The 17,181-nt window shown below is 64.9% G+C and carries 13 protein-coding genes and 3 pseudogenes; 13 read left to right on the top strand and 3 right to left on the bottom strand.

Features of this window, described 5'->3' with window-relative positions:
* The first annotated feature begins 11 nt into the window (after positions 1-11).
* The 6 genes from ACTMTI_RS50640 to ACTMTI_RS50615 all read left to right on the top strand — a co-directional run bounded on the left by ACTMTI_RS50640 (position 12) and on the right by ACTMTI_RS50615 (position 7,812).
* The gene (locus tag ACTMTI_RS50640) at positions 12-1,892 is read left to right on the top strand and encodes an alginate lyase family protein (RefSeq protein ID WP_441128075.1); all 1,881 of its coding nucleotides are present in this window, start codon (positions 12-14) and stop codon (positions 1,890-1,892) included.
* Positions 1,893-2,017: 125 nt separating this feature from the next.
* Positions 2,018-2,173 (top strand): hypothetical protein, encoded by a 156-nt coding sequence (locus tag ACTMTI_RS50635; protein ID WP_441128074.1) that lies wholly within the window; start codon positions 2,018-2,020, stop codon positions 2,171-2,173.
* A gap of 636 nt (positions 2,174-2,809) precedes the next feature.
* Positions 2,810-4,138, top strand: coding sequence for a group II intron reverse transcriptase/maturase (ltrA, locus tag ACTMTI_RS50630; protein ID WP_441128073.1), 1,329 nt, complete (start codon positions 2,810-2,812; stop codon positions 4,136-4,138).
* 183 nt (positions 4,139-4,321) lie between these two features.
* Positions 4,322-4,501, top strand: a complete 180-nt coding sequence (locus tag ACTMTI_RS50625; protein WP_441128072.1) for a hypothetical protein — start codon at positions 4,322-4,324, stop codon at positions 4,499-4,501.
* Positions 4,502-5,131: 630 nt separating this feature from the next.
* Positions 5,132-6,460, top strand: a complete 1,329-nt coding sequence (locus ACTMTI_RS50620; RefSeq protein ID WP_441128071.1) for a M23 family metallopeptidase — start codon at positions 5,132-5,134, stop codon at positions 6,458-6,460.
* Positions 6,457-7,812, top strand: coding sequence for a hypothetical protein (locus ACTMTI_RS50615; protein ID WP_441128070.1), 1,356 nt, complete (start codon positions 6,457-6,459; stop codon positions 7,810-7,812). The genes ACTMTI_RS50620 and ACTMTI_RS50615 overlap by 4 nt, the downstream gene beginning before the upstream one ends.
* Before the next feature lie 127 nt (positions 7,813-7,939).
* Here the strand turns inward: ACTMTI_RS50615 and ACTMTI_RS50610 are convergent, their stop codons facing one another.
* Positions 7,940-8,374, bottom strand: coding sequence for a hypothetical protein (locus ACTMTI_RS50610; protein ID WP_441128117.1), 435 nt, complete (start codon positions 8,372-8,374; stop codon positions 7,940-7,942).
* Between ACTMTI_RS50610 and ACTMTI_RS50605 the strand changes: the two are divergent.
* The 7 genes and pseudogenes from ACTMTI_RS50605 to ACTMTI_RS50575 form a co-directional block, all read left to right on the top strand.
* Positions 8,361-8,414 (top strand): annotated as a pseudogene (locus ACTMTI_RS50605) (hypothetical protein); the annotation flags it as partial. The gene ACTMTI_RS50610 and the pseudogene ACTMTI_RS50605 sit on opposite strands and share 14 nt — an antisense overlap.
* A 175-nt stretch (positions 8,415-8,589) precedes the next feature.
* Positions 8,590-8,772 (top strand): hypothetical protein, encoded by a 183-nt coding sequence (locus ACTMTI_RS50600; protein ID WP_441128116.1) that lies wholly within the window; start codon positions 8,590-8,592, stop codon positions 8,770-8,772.
* A gap of 147 nt (positions 8,773-8,919) precedes the next feature.
* A pseudogene (locus tag ACTMTI_RS50595) lies at positions 8,920-9,075 on the top strand (hypothetical protein); the annotation flags it as partial.
* A gap of 74 nt (positions 9,076-9,149) precedes the next feature.
* Positions 9,150-9,548 (top strand): annotated as a pseudogene (locus ACTMTI_RS50590) (transposase); the annotation flags it as partial.
* Positions 9,549-9,719: 171 nt separating this feature from the next.
* The gene (locus tag ACTMTI_RS50585) at positions 9,720-10,439 is read left to right on the top strand and encodes a DUF4429 domain-containing protein (RefSeq protein WP_397126573.1); all 720 of its coding nucleotides are present in this window, start codon (positions 9,720-9,722) and stop codon (positions 10,437-10,439) included.
* Between the two features lie 928 nt (positions 10,440-11,367).
* Positions 11,368-12,552, top strand: a complete 1,185-nt coding sequence (locus tag ACTMTI_RS50580; protein WP_441128069.1) for a DUF2786 domain-containing protein — start codon at positions 11,368-11,370, stop codon at positions 12,550-12,552.
* A 618-nt stretch (positions 12,553-13,170) separates the two neighbouring features.
* Positions 13,171-14,139 (top strand): integrase core domain-containing protein, encoded by a 969-nt coding sequence (locus ACTMTI_RS50575; RefSeq protein WP_441128068.1) that lies wholly within the window; start codon positions 13,171-13,173, stop codon positions 14,137-14,139.
* Between the two features lie 303 nt (positions 14,140-14,442).
* On the opposite strand, the gene ACTMTI_RS50570 is transcribed toward ACTMTI_RS50575, so the two are convergent.
* Together ACTMTI_RS50570 and truD are read right to left on the bottom strand one after the other, a co-directional pair.
* Positions 14,443-15,135: an HAD family hydrolase gene (locus ACTMTI_RS50570; RefSeq protein ID WP_441128067.1), complete on the bottom strand. Its 693-nt coding sequence runs from the start codon at positions 15,133-15,135 to the stop codon at positions 14,443-14,445.
* Complete coding sequence (gene truD / locus ACTMTI_RS50565; RefSeq protein ID WP_441128066.1) at positions 15,132-16,151, bottom strand: tRNA pseudouridine(13) synthase TruD; 1,020 nt, start codon at positions 16,149-16,151, stop codon at positions 15,132-15,134. Before truD ends, ACTMTI_RS50570 begins: the two co-directional genes overlap by 4 nt.
* Positions 16,152-17,181 lie beyond the last annotated feature (1,030 nt).

The raw sequence follows: 17,181 nt of genomic DNA, 5'->3' as shown, positions 1-17,181 counted from the left end.
GAAGGAATCCCGTGCGTCTCGCTCGTCCTGTTGCTGCCGCAATGCTCGTGGCCGCCGCGTTAGCCGTGCCGCAACCCGCGCAGGCTGCTGTGTTCAAGCATCCAGGGGTCCTGGTCAGCCGGGCTCAGCTCGACTTCGTCAGAGCCAACCTGGACAAGGAGCCGTGGCGAGCCGCCTGGAGGAAACTGCAACGCCACTCCTACGCCTCGCTGTCCTACATGGCCAAGCCCCGCGCGGACGTGAACTGCGGCGGGAATTCCATTCCGGACAATGGCTGCTCGGACGAGCGCGAGGACGCCATGGCGGCCTACACGCACGCCCTGCAGTGGTACCTCACCAAGGATGACCGCTACGCGAAGAAGGCGATCCAGATCATGGACGCCTGGTCAGCTGTGATCACCAAGCACACCGGGAGCAACGCACCGCTGCAGACCGGCTGGGCGGGGGCCAACTTCTCCCGCGCCGCCGAGCTCATCAAGCACACCTACGGCGGCTGGAGCCAGGCCGCCCGCTTCGCCGGCAAACTGCGCACCGTGTACCTCCCGACCCTGATCGCCGGGCGGCCGAACAACAACGGCAACTGGGAACTGATCATGACCGATGCCGCCATCGGCATCGCCGTGCACCTGGACGACCGCGCCTCGTTCGACCGAGCTGTCGCGACCTGGCGCGGCAGGCTGCCTGCCTACATCTACCTGAAGACGGACGGCTCGCTGCCCAAGGCGCCGCCTAACAGCGAGCACAACACCAAGGCCGAGATCATCGACTACTGGCACGGGCAGACCACGTTTGTGGACGGCCTGACCCAGGAGACGTGCCGCGACTTCTGGCACACCGGATGGGGCATCGCGGCCATCTCCCACGTCGCGGAGACCGCCCGTATCCAGGGCATCGACCTGTACGCCAAGGCCAAGCATCGGCTGCGGTTCGCGATGGACTTCCACGCCAAATTGCAACTGGGCGGGACGATCCCGTCGTGGCTGTGCAAGGGAAAGGTCACCCGCGACCTCGGGGACCACTTCGAGGTCGGCTACAACGCCTTGCACCACGGACTCGGCTACGACATGCCGTACGCCAAGCAGTGGGTCGAGCAGAAAAGGCCCTCCGGGGTGTCGCACTTCCTGGGCTGGGAGACCCTCACCCACGCGCAGAACCCCGCCTCCTCCTCCGTGGAGAGCGCCTCAGTTTACGGGGCGATGCCGGACGGGAAGTTGACCTACACCGCCATTGATGCCGCTACCGGACAGCGCACGCGCGGCGCTCTGGTGTCCACGACCACTCTGGGTTTCACTCCCAAGGCGATGGCGACGCTGGACTTCAATACCCTCCTGGTCACCGAGAAGGGGCCGGAGGGCCGGCTCTACCGGGTCGATATACAGACCAATCGTGACAGCCTCATCTTCGAGCGGCCTGTCTATCTCGGCAGCGGTTACACCCACGACCTCCTCGCCTACGACGGCAACGGCTACCTGTTCGGCATCGCCGACGGGACCCTGCGCCGCTACACCGTCAATGCGGTCAAGCCGACGATCGACAACATCAGCGGCGGCTCCGCCATCGGCGACGGCTTCACCCTCAAGACCCTGACCGCGACCGGCCCCGGCTGGATTCTCGCCACAACGGCTGACGGCAAGCTGATCTCTTACCAGATCAACGGCCCCGGCTCCTGGAAGAGGTACCAGCTTCGCGACGCCACCTGGCAGGTCTTCGACCATCTCCTGTCGCCTGGCGGGGGCGTGTACTACGGCCACCGGAGCGACGGCTCCCTCCTCCGCTACGCTGATCAGAATCCCTACGACGGCCAAGGCGACGACCTCAGCAGCCAGAGCGCCGTCGGCACCGAAGGCTGGACCCAAACCCTTCTGTCCGCCCAACCCGCCACCGTCAGCTGACCGAACAACCGACAGCCGCTGGAGGACCCCGGGTACCTTCCGAGGTCCTCCAGCGTGGCCTGGCCCTCGATGCCTGACTCCACAGTGGCGGCCTAGGCGACAACGAGTTGTACCCGATCGGGGATGTGGCACGCCGGACCAGTCTGAGTGTCAGCGCCATTCGGTTCTACTCCGCTCCACCTGCCGTTGGTCCCGGGATCTCCCACAGCACCGCCACCAGATACTCCGCCGTCGCCGAGCACCTGCTCGCCGACGAACTCGACCAGGCGCCCCAGCAGTGATCCCTTTTGGGGCTGTGCCTCCGGATCCTGACGAACCCTCCGCGTTTTCAGACCTCACCAACCGAACTGGCGCATGTTCGCGATGAAAGTCCTTCAGTCTGGCTGAACTCACGGCGGACGGCGGACCAAGAAACGTGTCATGAGCCCCAGTGCGCCACGAGGCGCTGAATGTCCGTACGGAGGTGAAAGACCCCGTCGTCCTTGCCGTCGTAGCGGCGGGACGAAGCTGGAGGCAGCCTGAGCCGGGGATCGCCGGGGAGGGCGGGAGCAGCCTCGACAAAGTCGTGACGGCCCAGTACTACCGGATGGGCCGGGCACGGTGAGCGAGACGGGAAGGTATACGCGAGGAACCGGTGTCGTTACGCCTCTTGACGTGACGCCAGCTCTAAATCCGGTGGATCTGGGCTGGTCAGCGGTGCGTACCCGCCTGCGTGTGACGGGGGTGGGGAACTCTTGCTCCGGCATTGGGTCGTCGGGGTGGGAGGCCACGATGAAGGGCTACGGCGTAGTCGTGGCGAGACCGCAGGGGTATAGCCGGGTGCCTAACTCGTCGAGCGGACAGCAGTGAACGTGGGAACCGTCCGGGTCCATTCCCCGGGTGCCGCCCAGCCAGGGCGGCGGCCGGGGATAGGTGCGATGTCAGCCGAAGGATGCGGGTGGGACGGAGCCGCCGTAGTACTCCGCGCCGGGGAGAGCCCGGCACATGGGGAAGGGCGGCAGCGTGTCGGTCAAGGAGAAGAGTGCAATGTCCGAAGATGCGGCGGTGAATACCGACGCTGGGAGATGGCCGGATGCCGATTCGGCTTCACACCGGTCGAAGTGCGGCAGGTGATGATCCCCAAAGCGAGCGGCAAGCTGCGCAAGCTGGGGATCCCCACCGTCGCCGACCGGGTGGTGCAGGCCGCTCTCAAGGCGGTGCTCGAACCCATCTTCGAAGCGGATTTCCTGCCGTGCTCGTATGGGTTCCGCCCCAACCGGCGGGCGCACGATGCGATTGCCGAGATCCACCACCTGGCCTCGGCCCCCTCGAATTACACCTGGGTGCTGGAGGCGGACATCGCCGCGTGCTTCGACGAGGTCGATCACACGGCGCTGATGAACCGCCTGCGGGTGAAGATCAAGGACAAGCGGGTCTGCGCGCTGGTGAAGGCGTTCTTGAAGTCCGGGGTCATGACGACCGCCGGAGATCGAGAAGAGACACCGGCTGGCACTCCGCAAGGCGGGATCCTCTCCCCGCTGCTGGCCAACATCGCCCTGTCGGCGCTGGATGAGTACTTCGACCAGCAATGGCAGGACCTGATGGGCACCAAGTACAAGCGGGAGAGACGCACCAAGCACCGCTTGGGCAATTGGAAACTCGTTCGTTTCGCCGACGACTTCGTCGTCATGGTGAAGGGCGAGCGCCACCGTGCCGAGGTGCTGCGCGAACAGGTGGCAGCCGTACTCGCCCTGTTGGGGTTGCGGCTGTCGCCAGAGAAGACCCGCGTGGTCCACATCGACGAGGGCTTCGACTTCCTCAGCTTTCACATCCGGCGGATGCGTAAGCGGGGCACGGATAAGCACTACGTCTACACCTTGGTGTCCAAGAAGGCGATCCAGTCGATCAAGGACAAGGTGAAGACGAAGACCTACAGGTCAACCCGCCACATGAGCCTCGCCGAGCTGATCATCAGCCTCAACAGGCTCCTGCGCGGGTGGGCGAACTACTTCCGGCATGCGGTGGCGAAAGACGTCTTCAACGCGATCGACTCCTTCACCTGGCGTCGCGTCGCGAACTGGATCTTTCGCAAACACTCGCTGCTCAGCCGACAGGAAATGCGCCGCAGATTCTGCCGGCCGGGCTCCTGGAAGATCGCCCAGGACGGAGCCGAGTTCACCGGCGCTGCCAGCGTGAAGGTGATCCGATACCGCTACCGGGGGCACGAAATTCCAACCCCCTGGACCCCGATACCGGCAGCCGCTTGAAGCGACTGACCACGGCAACGACACGTGGAGCGCCCGGTGCGTGGAGACGCGCACGCCGGGTGCGGCGGGCGGGCCGGGGAAACCCACCGTGAGCAATCACGGCAGGGCGCCCCGGTCCGACCCAACAACGGCGTTGATCTTGTGGCTCCTTGATCCAGGACTGCCGGGCGGTAGACGTCAGGTGTGACGGGCTGTCTGATCTCGGTGTCGGCGGGCAGCGCGGATGTCGGCGTCTGGGATCTTGTCATCGAGCAGCGCATACAGCTGGGCGGTCTCGGCGGGGGTGTGGCCGAGGCGGCGGCGGATGGCCTCGATGGAGACGCCGACGTTGATGAGTTCGGTGGCGTGGGCGTGGCTCAGTAGGTCTGCCAGCGGTGGTGGGCGGTGTCGTAGGACAGCGGCCCGCCGGTGCCGTTGATGCTGGCGCCAGGACGCCGACATAACGCTCAGTTCTCTGGCCCTCGCCGATAGCCGCGAGAGATCATGACTGGCGCCCGACGTTCCGGTCGGCCTGGCTCTGCTGCCACTGCTCCATGACCTGCCCGAGGCTCGCGTTCACGAGGAGCAGGAACTCAGCAGCGACGCCGAAGCGCGCCGGCCGGGGTCGCGGGCCCGAGGACATCCGCCGCGCGCTACGACGCGGCGATCAGGGTGTCGTTCATTTGCAGAGTCGCAAGGGTGGAGCGGACCCAGAGCTCGTCGTCCACCCCTCCCGCGAGTGCGACTTCTCGATCACGCTCGGCGTGCCGTACCGGGAATCCCGCTGGTTCCGCGGCCGCGAGACCGTCAGCCGCACCAGGTCGTCCTGCCCCGGCGTCGACGAGGCGGACGTCTATTCCTCCTTGAACGGCGCGCCACCGCCCGCGGTCGTTCGGATATACCGCGTACATACCGCCGCAAGTTACTTTCGAGTACGCATCGACCCGGCACGACGGAGATCCCTCCGCGTGTCGGGCCTTTCTTCGAACCCCCTATGAAACGGAACGGAACGACGTGTTCAAAAGACGCTTAGCCGGCGGTGCCTTACTGCTCACGATCGTGGCCGGCGGCCCGGTCGCGACCTCGACCGCCGCCACCGCAGCCGCAGCCGCAGCCGCAGCCGCACCGAACCTCCAGCTCCCCTTCCCCTGCGGACAGAAGTGGCGGCTGGACACCTGGGGTCACGCCCCCGCTCTCGACATGGTGAAGGAGCCCGACCAGCACGGCACCGAGGGCGCCACCTTGGTCGCCGCGGCCGCCGGGAGGGTGGACAAGGCCTTTTACCACGAGAACGGCGGCAACGTCGTACAGATCGATCACGGTGGCGGCTACTTCACCACGTACATCCATCTGCAGTCCCGTGGCGTCTCGGCCGGAGACAGGGTGCAGCAGGGAACGGTGATCGGCAAGGTCGGCAAGACCGGAGGGGAGTCCAACGGCCACCCGCACCTGCACTTCGAACTCGCCTACGACGCCGACGGCAATGGGGACGCCTCTTGGGGATTCGCCGGCTCCGAGCGGATCAAGCCAACCTTCAACGGCGTCACCTACGGACAATCGAACGCCCAGACCTGGCGCAACGTCGAAAGCTTCAACTGCCCGTCACGTTCCCCTGAGGGGCCTGCGTCGGTGTACGGGGTGCTGCCGAACGGGCAGCTGACGTACACCGAGATCGACGCGGCAACCGCGAAGCGTACGCGTGGCGCCGAGGTCTCGACCGCCACCCTGGGGTTCAAGCCCAAGGCGATGGCCACGCTCAACTACAACACCCTGCTGGTCACCCAGGACGACTCCGGCGGCAAGCTGTATCGGGTCGACATCATCTCCAACCGAGGCACTGTCACGTTCGAACCACCGGTATTGCTCGGCAGCGGCTACACCCACGAGCTGCTCGCCTACGACGGCAAGAGCCACCTGTACGGCATCGCCAACGGCGTGCTACGCCGCTACAACCTCACCAAAACGAAGCCAACCCTGGCCGACATCACCGGCAACACCCTCATCGGCAGCGGCTTCGCCCTGAAGACACTCACGACGACCGGGCCGGACTGGATCCTCGGCACCACCGCCGCCGGACAACTGATCTCCTACAAGATCAACGGCGCCGACTCCTGGCAGCGCTACCAGTTGCGCGACACCACCTGGCAAGTCTTCGATCATCTGCTCTCACCGGGCGGAGGCGTCTACTACGGCCACCGCCCCGAAGGATCCCTCCACGGCTACTTCGACGCCAACCCCTACGACGGCCGAGACGACGACCTCGGCGGCCAGGGCGCCATCGACCCCGACGGCTGGACCCAGACCCTCCTGTCCGCCCAACCCGGCACCGTGACCAGCTCGTGAACGGGCGACTCTACGCGTTCCTGTCACACGCTGCCGTCGCGGCCACGGCCGTGATCTCCTTGTGCGCCATCGCCTCCCCCTCGGCCGCGGCCCTCGATCCGCAGCCGGAGGTAGACGCGTCTGACGTCACCGCCGCCTACCAACTCGCCGCGTGCGATCCCGGCGGCACGACATCGACCGACGCGGCCCTGGCCACCCAGCTCAACAGCACCCTCGACGACAAGATGCGCGGCTACATGTCCGCATACCGCGTGTCCTGCGCCCGCATGGTGATCAAAGCCGTGCACGACCGCGGACTGGAGCCGCGGGCGGCCGTGATCGCGGTGACCACGACCATCGTGGAGACCAGCATCCAGAACATCAGCGAGGAAGTCGACCACGACAGCCTGGGGCTTTTCCAGCAGCGCGCCTCCTGGGGCAGCAGGTCCCAGCGGCTCAACCCGACGTGGGCCACCAACGCCTTCCTCGACAAAATGCTCCGGGTCTACCCGAACAACAGCTGGCGGACCGCGCCGATCGGAGAGGTGTGCCAGGCCGTCCAGGTGTCCGCCTATCCCGACCGCTACCAGGCCCAGGCCGCTGACGCGCAGCTCATCGTCAACGCCATCTGGCCCTATGTCAGCGGGCCGAAGGGGCCGGCGTCGGTGTACGGGGTGCTGCCGAACGGGCAGCTGACGTACACCGAGATCGACGCGGCAACCGCGAAGCGTACGCGTGGCGCCGAGGTCTCGACCGCCACCCTGGGGTTCAAGCCCAAGGCGATGGCCACGCTCAACTACAACACCCTGCTGGTCACCCAGGACGACTCCGGCGGCAAGCTGTATCGGGTCGACATCATCTCCAACCGAGGCACTGTCACGTTCGAACCACCGGTATTGCTCGGCAGCGGCTACACCCACGAGCTGCTCGCCTACGACGGCAAGAGCCACCTGTACGGCATCGCCAACGGCGTGCTACGCCGCTACAACCTCACCAAAACGAAGCCAACCCTGGCCGACATCACCGGCAACACCCTCATCGGCAGCGGCTTCGCCCTGAAGACACTCACGACGACCGGGCCGGACTGGATCCTCGGCACCACCGCCGCCGGACAACTGATCTCCTACAAGATCAACGGCGCCGACTCCTGGCAGCGCTACCAGTTGCGCGACACCACCTGGCAAGTCTTCGATCATCTGCTCTCACCGGGCGGAGGCGTCTACTACGGCCACCGCCCCGAAGGATCCCTCCACGGCTACTTCGACGCCAACCCCTACGACGGCCGAGACGACGACCTCGGCGGCCAGGGCGCCATCGACCCCGACGGCTGGACCCAGACCCTCCTGTCCGCCCAACCGGGAACTGTCACCTGAGAAACGCCATGATGGGCCCCGGCGCCGACCGGGGTCCATCATGGGCCCGCCCTCCTAAGCGGGTCGTGTGGGCAGCGGGGAGGGTTTGACAATGGCTCGCTATCGCCACTGGACGAGTGGTTGCTGCTCAGGGGCCATCACCACGCTGTCGGCGCGGGGCATGATCGAAGCGCATATCGCCGGAGAACGCGACCCGCGTAAGCTGGCCGGCCTGGCCCGCGGCAAGATGAAAGCCAAGCACGCCGAGTTGATCGAGGCACTGACTGGCCGGTTCGATGACCACCACGCCGAGCTGGCCCGGATGCTGCTGGACCAGATCGATGGCCTGGATCGTCAGATCGTCACGCTCACCCACCCGGATCGAAGAGTTAATCGCTGCCATGCCCGACGCCCAGCCCCCAACCGGCGGCTCCGGTTCCAGCGGGTGCGATTGCGGCGAACCAGACTGCGACTCCTGCCGGGTCCGGCAGTCCCTGTTGCCCGCGCTGGAGCGGCTGGATGAGATCCCGGGCATCGGCTTGCGGATCGCACAGGTCATCCTCGCCGAGGTGGGGCTCGACATGAGTCGCTTCCCCACTGCCGACGACCTGGTGTCCTGGGCCAAACTCTGCCCACGCACCATCCAGTCCGGAGCCAAGCACCGCTCCAGCAAAGCGGGAAGGGCAACCCCTACCTCAAGGGCGTGCTCGGCGAGGCCGCCGCCGCGGCCAGCAAGACCGACACCTTCCTCGGCGAACGCTTCCGCCGTATCGTCAAACGCCGGGCAAACTCAAAGCCTTGGTCGCCGTCGCCCGTTCCATCCTGGTCATCGTCTGGCACCTGCTGGCCGACCCGACTGCCCACTACCAGGACCTCGGCTCCAGTTACCACAGCAGCCGTATCGACACCGGCCGGAAGATCCGCAACCACGTCCGGCAACTCGAAGCTCTCGGCTTTACCGTCACCCTCGCCACCGCCTGACCCAGGCTGCACCGCGGGTCTGTCCAGTGATCGGTTCTGGCCCACTTTCGGTGGTGACGGACTGTGATAGTTCGTGTCGGTACATGGCTATCTCGGGGTGCTGTGTCAACGTGACGCCGGTGTGATGTAAAGGATCTTTCGGGGCTGGTGTTCCCGCAATTGGCCGGCTTGGTCATCGGCAGCGTTCAGGCGAGGGCCGGGGCGATCGTGGTGCATGTCACGTCTCCGGGCGCGCCGGTGGCGTGTCCCGGCTGCGGGGCAGTCGGGCGGGCGCATGGCTATGTGGATCGGCAGCTGGCTGACCTTCCGGTTGGCGGGCAGCGGGTGCTGGTGCGGCTGAGGTTTCGGCGGCTGAGGTGCGCGACGGTGGGGTGCAGCGGCCCGCGATCTTCCCCAAGCGCTTGGCCAGCCTTCTCCTCACCGAACCGAGCAAGCTCACGGGCCACCACACCGAGCGACTGGATGCCGCCATCGCCGCCTGCCACGAGATGGCCATGCTCGCGGGACTCGTTCGGGACTTCGCCGCTCTCCTCGACCCCAAGCCGTGCAACGACCAGCTACTGACCGCCTGGATCGACCAAGCACGTCAGGTCGACCTGCCCCACATGCACGCCTTCACCCGCAGGCTGGACTACGACCGAGCCGCCGTCAACGCCGCCCTCACCCTCCACAATGGCGGCACCGAAGGCGTCAACACCAAAACAAAAATGATCAAGAGGCAGATGTACGGACGAGCCGGCTTCGCGCTCCTCCGCCATCGCATCCTGCTCGGCTGACCACCGTCCGTCACCACCGAAAGTGGGCCAGAGCCGGTCACTGGACAGACCCGTAGTCGCCGTCGCCGAACGCGGCGGCCAGCGACGTGCGCAGGCCCAGCCGGCTCGTTGCGATGGCCGCCCGTCTGCGCAGCCGCCAGTGTTTGAGCACCAGCACCTATCCTTGCTTGCATGGGTGACGTACTGAAGGGGCGAGGTTGCGCGTGGGAGTTCGAGGACGGAGGGCTGCGCATTACGCCTGAGCCGGGTAAGGCGTCGAAACTGAGCATGGAGCTCGGTGAGCGGTTCGTGCCGTACGACGCGCTGGCCGATGTCATGCTGGAGCCTGGTGCACGCGGCAGGGTTGTGTTGCGGGTGGTTCCCCGGGAGGGAGCCGACCCGGTCATGTCCGCGGCAACGGGGCAGCTCCAGGAGTCGCTCGATCCGTACCGGCTGGTGCTGCCCGCCGCCACGAAGACGCTGGCCGACCAGTATGCCGATGAGATGCGCGCGGCCCTGTCCGAGCGCGGTCCGGCTGAGCGGTTCCTGATCGCCGGTCCTTCGGTGCCGCGTAGTTTCAAGGCATGGGACGGTGAGGCCGCCTTCGACGGGCAGGCTGTCACCTTCACCTGGTTCTCGTCCGGAGCTTCTCCGGCCAAGTACACGGCAGGTGACCAGCGTTACCCGATCACCGAGATCGAGGGCGTCGATTGGCATGCGCTGGAGGACGCTCGCGGGTCGTTGCGGCTGCGCATCCGTGGGCACCATGCCCTCTCCAATCCCAACAACGATCCCGCCTCCGTGGTGTTCGGCATTGGCTGGGGAGCCACGCATCACTCCCTGCCCTTCGCCGCCGCCGTGCTGGCCGCCGTACAAGGTCCCATGATCGAACAGGTCGCGGCGGAAGGCTGAGCTGCTGTCCCGTATGTGACTTTTGTGCGCGTTGGCGCCTTGGAACTCAAGGCACCCGAGGCGCGCTTCCGTCCGGGAAGAACCGCACCATCAGCACGGTCTCGATGTTGGTCGTAGCGGTTGACGCCTGGATAGACGTTGTTCGGGCGTTTGCCCAGGGCGAGGTGGAGGTGCGTGGGAATGCCGCCGATCCTGTCCCGCTCGAAAACACGGTTTCGTGCTCTGAACTGGGGTTTCGCTGCGCGATCAGAGCGGCGGCTGCGACCATCGCAAGGTGTTGTTACCCCTGGTCTACCGGTTGGTGAGGTGCCTGTTCGGCCTGCTGACGGTGCTGATCCGCGCTGATCTGTCCAAGGACGTTGAGCTGCTGGTGCTCCGTCACGAGAACCAGGTGCTCCGCCGGTCAACTCGGTGGCCGGCCACGGTGGGGTCACGCCGACCGGCTATGGCTCACGCTGTTGTCGCGGCTGATCCACCGCCGCCTGTGCGCGGAGGTGTTCCCGGTTACCCCGGCGACGATCTTGCGTTGGCGTCGTCATCTCATAGCGCGTAAGTGGACCTTCACCGACAGGCGACGCCCGGGACGGCTCTGTACCCGCCAGCCCGTCAAGGCACTGATTGTTGGGATGGCGCGGGAGAACCCAACCTGGGGGCACCGGAGCATCCAGGGCGAGCTGGCTCGCCTGGGCTACCCGATCGCGGCCTCCACGGTGTGGGAGATCCTGCACACGGCCGGTTTCGAGCGGTACACCTGCGCGCACGGGTCGCTTGCCATGGGACGCCCAATATGCTCGGCCCTGATCGTCATGGTAGGCGGGTCAGCCGGGGTCGGTCAGTACCTCGCCGCCTTCCACCGCGCCGGTGAGCAGGGGACGAGGCTCCGTCGCGGTAGGGTTCTGGCTGACTTTCTTTAAGGTGGACGGCACGTGTGAGTAAGGCTAATGAGCTGATCGGCGCGGCGATGGAGGCCCTTGCCCGCGAGGATGAGGCAGCCTTCGACTCCGCCGCCGCCTTCTTGGCCGACCGGGACGACGCCGATCGCGTGCTGGTGGAGGTTGTGACCCGTGCGATCTCGGGGTTGTGGCGGAACGGCTGGCAGCCCGCCGACGTGGCCAGGATCGCGGCCAGGCGGCTGACCGACTGGCACGGGCGGGCGACGGCCGACCTCATCGCCTGGGAGATGCGGGCCTACGCGCCGGCCACGGTGGATGAGCGCTGGCGCGACCAACTCGCCGGCCTGGAGGCCACGGTGTGGTGGAAGGGCGGCTACCTGGCGGCGCGGCAGGCACGCGACGGGGCCAGCCGACTGGTGACCGTCTCGGGTGGACTGGAGCTGCTGGGGTTGCTGACCGGGCTGCCGCGGCTGGAGTCGTTGAGCCCGCCGCCCGGGGCCGCTCGCCGTACGGTCCAGGCACGCTCGCACGCGGTCAGCGAGAAGACGTTCGCGCGGGTGCGGGCGCTGCTTGCCAAGGCGGAGTCGACGACGTACGAGGCGGAGGCGGAGACGTTCACGTCGGCGGCGCAGAGCTTGATGGCGAAGTACAGCATCGACGCGGCGATGCTGGACGCGCAGCCAGGCGGAGGTGAGGCCCCGGCGGGCATCCGCGTCGGCATCGACGCGCCGTACGAGCAGCCCAAGGCCGTGCTGCTCGACCTCATTGCCGAGGCCAACAGGTGCCGGGTGATCTGGTCGAAGGAGCTGGGGTTCGCCACTGTGCTGGGGTTCTGGGCGGACCTGTCCTGGGTGGAGGTGCTGTTCACCTCGCTGCTGGTGCAGGCGCAGACCGCGCTGGTGAACTCGGGCACCAAGAAGCACGGCACTGGCCGGTCGAGGAACAAGACGTTCCGCCAGTCGTTCCTGTCGGCGTTCGCCGCCAGGATCGGGGAGCGGCTCGCCGAGGCCACGGCGGGTGCGGTCTCGCAGGAGAGCGCCAGCCGCGGCACCGACCTGGTGCCGGTGCTGGTGGCCCGCGAACAGGAGGTGGAGCAGGCGGTCGAGCGCATGTTCCCGAACCTGGTCTCGCACGCGGTCCGCACGTCCTGGGATCGGGAGGGCTGGGCGGCCGGCCGTACCGCCGCCGATCAGGCCAGCCTCGGGGCGCGAGACCGATAGCGCCTGTATCCCTAATGCTGAGGATATCTTTTCCCCAGCGGCAGCCATCCAAGAACGCGACGACACGGATCCGACAAGACAAGGCTGAATGCTGAGCTTGAGAAGCTCTCGCGCCTGCTCCTGCCGTCGTTGACGGTGGGATGTGGAGGTGGCGCAGACGGCAATGGCTCATGTGTAGGTCAGCAGGAGATGCGGTTGCGTCGATCCCGAGACTGGACGTCAGCGAAGGACGCGGTGTTCGCACCTGTCGGTGGATGACAAGCACGGCAGCTGGCATTTCGCGGTGCAGCTACGCAGCCTGGACGGCAGCGGCAGCGCATCCGCCAGGGCAGTTACGCCGACCGCGAGGAAGCCGAGACCGCCGACAAGGCGCTGGTCAGCGCTGACCGCGACGGCGCAGGGGCCGGATGCACCCTCGAGCAGTGGCTGACACAGTGGCTGACCAGTACCGCGTCAAAACGCAACCACGACGGCTCTGACCTGTGGTTTGACGGGGTTCGTACCCGCAGGAAAGATCACGTCTTGTGCCTATTCGCCTGCTCTACCTAATCACGCTCCGGGTGTTCGGCTGGCTGATGTTGCTGGGCCGCGGCCAGGCGTCGAAGGACGCAGAGATCAGTGCTGTTGCGTCACGAGGTGGCGGTGCTGCGGCGACAGGTCGGACGGCCGAAGCCGAACTGGGCCGATCGGGCCGTTCTCGCGGCGCTGGCCCGATGGTTGCCGGCGGTGCTGCACGCTCATCGTCTGGTCACTCCGGCAACATTGCTGGCATGGCATCGTCGCCTATTGCGACGGGCCTGGACCTACCCGCATCGGCCCGGGCGTCCAGGAACGACTCCAGAGATTCGGGACCTGATTATCCGCCTGGCGCGGGAGAACCCGGCGTGGGGCCATCGACGGGTGCACGGCGAGGTGGTGCGGCTTGGCCTCCAGGTCAGCGAGGCGACCGTGCGGCGCGTCATGCGCTCCTACCGTTTCCGCCCGGCGCCCCGAGACCTCGACACCTCCTGGCGAGTCTTCTTACGATCAGAGGCCAAAGGGCTCCTAGCCTGCGACTTCTTCCATATTGACACGATCTTTCTGAAGCGCTTGTACGTGTTGTTCGTGATGGAGGTCCGCACGCGACACGTGCACGTCCTTGGCGTGACCAGCCATCCGACCGGCGCATGGACTATTCAGCAGGCCCGCGATCTCCTGATCGACCTCGGCGAGCGGACAAGGTCGTTTCGCTTCCTCATCCGCGATCGGGACGCCAAGTTCACCGCCTTCTTCGACGAGGTGTTCGCCGCTGTGGGCATCACGGTGCTGAAGACTCCGCCGCGGACCCCGAGGGCAAACTGCCATGCCGAGCGCTGGATCCGAACGGTGCGCGCCGAGTGCACCGACCGCATGCTGATCTACGGCGAACGTCACCTTCACTCGGTCCTGAACGAATATCTCGATCACTACAACGCGCATCGGCCGCATCAGGCTCGTGGGCAGCGACCACCTGATCACGATGAGCATGTGGCGGTGCCGATGGAAGGTCGGATTGAGCGCCACGAAATACTGGGAGGAGTGATCAAAGAGTACCGCCGAGCCGCTTAGCTCAATTGGAGAAACCCCAGCTCAAACCAGATGCGCAGGTTTTGACGCCCTACACGACCTGCGCGATCAGGTTGGACAAGCCTTCGCCTTCCCGACGCACATTTGCGGAACCCAAGCCGTCCCCATCAGTTTTGATATCGGACGATATCGGCATTGGCTGCACTGAGATCGCTTCCGCGATGTCCGTTGGACGACGAGCTTGAATAAGGAGCCGACGAGCACAGGGTTACGCCTGTGCTCGTCGGCCTCTGAGGCGGGGGCTGTTCGAGGCGAAGAGATTACTTGCAGGCCCTACAAGTTCTTTTAGGCGTTCTCGACACAACCTTGATCCCGCCCCAAGCCAGATGGCCGCGGCACTTCACTCCAATCGGAGAATATCATGTCAGCGCCACTCAGGCGATATCGCTTATGCGTGGTACACAATGCGATACAGGGAATTCCTGCTGCCCGAGCAGCCGCAATGCCATGCGGCGCGTCTTCGATGACGAGGCAATCAGCCGACTCGAAGCCCAGCTTGGATGCCGCGTACAAGAAAATGTCCGGCGCGGGTTTGGCAACACCGTTCACATCTGCCGATGTGAATATCGGTCCAGGGAAACCCGCCCGCAGGTCTGTTGCAGATAGTGCTATATCGAGCAGGCTGGGGTCCATGGATGTTGCTGCGCATATGTCGACTACGACAGCAGCATGGCGGACGAAATCCAGGGCCCCCGGAATGTAGTTTACTCCTTGACTCAGAAGTTCGGCCATGATCTCCCAGCGCTCAAGCAGTAGAGACGACGGGTCATCAGGAAGCCGGTAATGAGCAACTAGCGCGGCAATGGCCTGCTGTGCACCGAGCCCCGTAAGCTGGTGCTTGAGTGCTGCACGATTGTAATCGTGACCCCGGCGCGAAAGTAGTATCCTCTGTGCTTCGTCCCAGATGGTCTCGGTGTCCAAGACGACGCCTTCGAGGTCGAAAATGAACGCCGAAGCGCCGTTGATCAAATCCTTCATGCGATCTGTAGGGCGAGTTGTCGAATAGCTGCGGTCGCGTACGAGCCGGATGGCAGAAAGAAGCTGAGCTCGACCCTTTTCCGCCCCTGAAAGTACTCGTCGTCTGCGCGGCCAGCCACTTCGATAACCGTCTGTGCCACGGTCGCACGCACGGACGCGGAGCGTGCCACGGCATGGTCTTCGAATGTGTATCGCTTGATTGGCAACTCATACTTTGCCGAAAGTATGCCTGCAGTCGCGCTGGTATTGTCCAAATAAGTGAAGTCAATTCCGTCGACGGTCATCCGGTGGATTCCCTCCATCGCAGTCGCATCGACAAGCCCGGCGAGCTCGTTGTTCCACATGAATGAAGCATAGGCAGCCGGAAAGAACGATCTTACTCGATCGTCCAGCTGGAAGAAGAAGTCTCGACTGGCACCAGACCAATTCACTGCAAGTCGACTCTCCGGCGAGTTAAGCTCGATCAACTTCTGCCTCGCGTCGTCCCAGTCGCCATTCGTCATGGCGGCACCAACGAGGTGTGAATGATGCGGGCCCCCCGGCACGCCGAAACGCTGGGTGTCGAAATAGTTCAGGAACATGAAGTTAATTTTCTTGCGCGCAAAAAAGCCGTCGAGGCGGCGGCCTTCTAGGTTGCGCAGTATGATCTTGAAGCTGTTTCCCTCCATCTGGCCGACCCGCAGGGCGGCGTTGCCGAATCCGTAGGGCTGTACGTAATACCAGCGACGGTTTTCGCGGACCGCCAAACGCTTGACGGCGTCAACCGGGATCGCGCTTGGAATCGATATCAGTTGCTCTGTGACACCGTCTTCATCCTTGAGACCGCAATAGCCCACCGATCCCTCAGGGACGCCGAGTTCGTCAGCAATCCCGCGTACTGCCTCCATCGTTGTATAACCACATTTGCGGAGCAACCAAAACTGATGTGTCGCAGCTTCTTGTTGGACGAGCCGGACCGCAACGCACTCGCGAACTAGAAAGTCTTCTGGAACATGCTTTACCTCAAATCTGTTCAACGAACCTCTCTCTCTGTGTGATTCCGGAAAGCGATCTGGCCCGATGCTCGCCGATCATGATGCAGGTCAAGATGGTGTTGGCCGTACAGGAAAAAAGTGATCGACGCGTCCGCAACGCGGAGGCGCTCCATGCCGAAAGCTTTGGTCGTCGACTCTGCCGAAGCCGGCATGCTGACAAGCTCCAAGGAACGCCCGGGACAGCGGAGTCACCTGCTCGCTTGCCACTCGAGCAATCGAAAGCGGACTGTGGCCACCGTGGTAGCTGCCGACATAGTCGAGATAGCTTTCTATGGCGACGAAGCTTCTGAGCACAGCATGACCAGGTCATATGGCCAGACGGCAAGTTGTCGAAGTCTCCGGGTTCCAGCGGAAGCGCGATGCATGTGTTCTTGACAGAGCAGCCGCCGACGATTTTACCGCGGGGCAGCCAGAATTCATGCTCACCGGGACCCTGGGCGATATACCCCCGTTCATGGGACCCTAATGACGGTGTCCGCCCATCCGCGAGCTTCGACGGGAGGGCATACCTGTGATATTCCGGTCCGGCCTCGGTCAATAGGACGTGACGGTCAGTCCACTCAGCCAGTCGAGCAGCCATCACTGTGCCTGCTGAGCCAGCACCAGCGATTATGTGCTCAAAGAATGTTGACGGGTCTGTGGCCACCCGCATGCCTCGCTCCCTCAACCGCTGGTGGATTAAGGCAACTCTATTCGAGGTCTAACACAATCCGGCTCCTGACAGCCGCCAGGGTCGCGTCAGGCTCGGCTAATCATGCGCGTCGACACGCGTCAGGGCCCCGACGTTCCCGGGTTCTGATGCGGCATGGAGCGACTGTCCAGCGTTTCAAATCGGGACCGGCGTGGCTCGCGACTGTGGTGTCTCGACCGAGCTGAGTGCCGGCACGGTCGCGTGAAAGCTGTGCCGCGCAGGCTTGACGCCCAGGTCAAATTAGCTAGTGCTTTGACCGGAAACGATCACCGGGTTGGCGCGTAGGACGCCTATGCCGGTTGGATAGTGCTGATCACGTTC

The organism is Nonomuraea sp. H19, assembly GCF_052068215.1.
Lineage (GTDB): Bacteria > Actinomycetota > Actinomycetes > Streptosporangiales > Streptosporangiaceae > Nonomuraea.
Note: the sequence above shows the minus strand (reverse complement) of the source record. Positions and strands in the feature narration are given on the sequence as shown.

Excerpts from the sequence above, each read along its gene's own strand:
- ltrA (WP_441128073.1), top strand. The coding sequence starts at position 2,810 with ATGTCAGCCGAAGGATGCGGGTGGGACGGAGCCGCCGTAGTACTCCGC.
- ACTMTI_RS50610 (WP_441128117.1), bottom strand. The coding sequence starts at position 8,374 with ATGTCGAGCCCCACCTCGGCGAGGATGACCTGTGCGATCCGCAAGCCG.
- ACTMTI_RS50585 (WP_397126573.1), top strand. The coding sequence starts at position 9,720 with ATGGGTGACGTACTGAAGGGGCGAGGTTGCGCGTGGGAGTTCGAGGAC.
- ACTMTI_RS50570 (WP_441128067.1), bottom strand. The coding sequence starts at position 15,135 with ATGAAGGATTTGATCAACGGCGCTTCGGCGTTCATTTTCGACCTCGAA.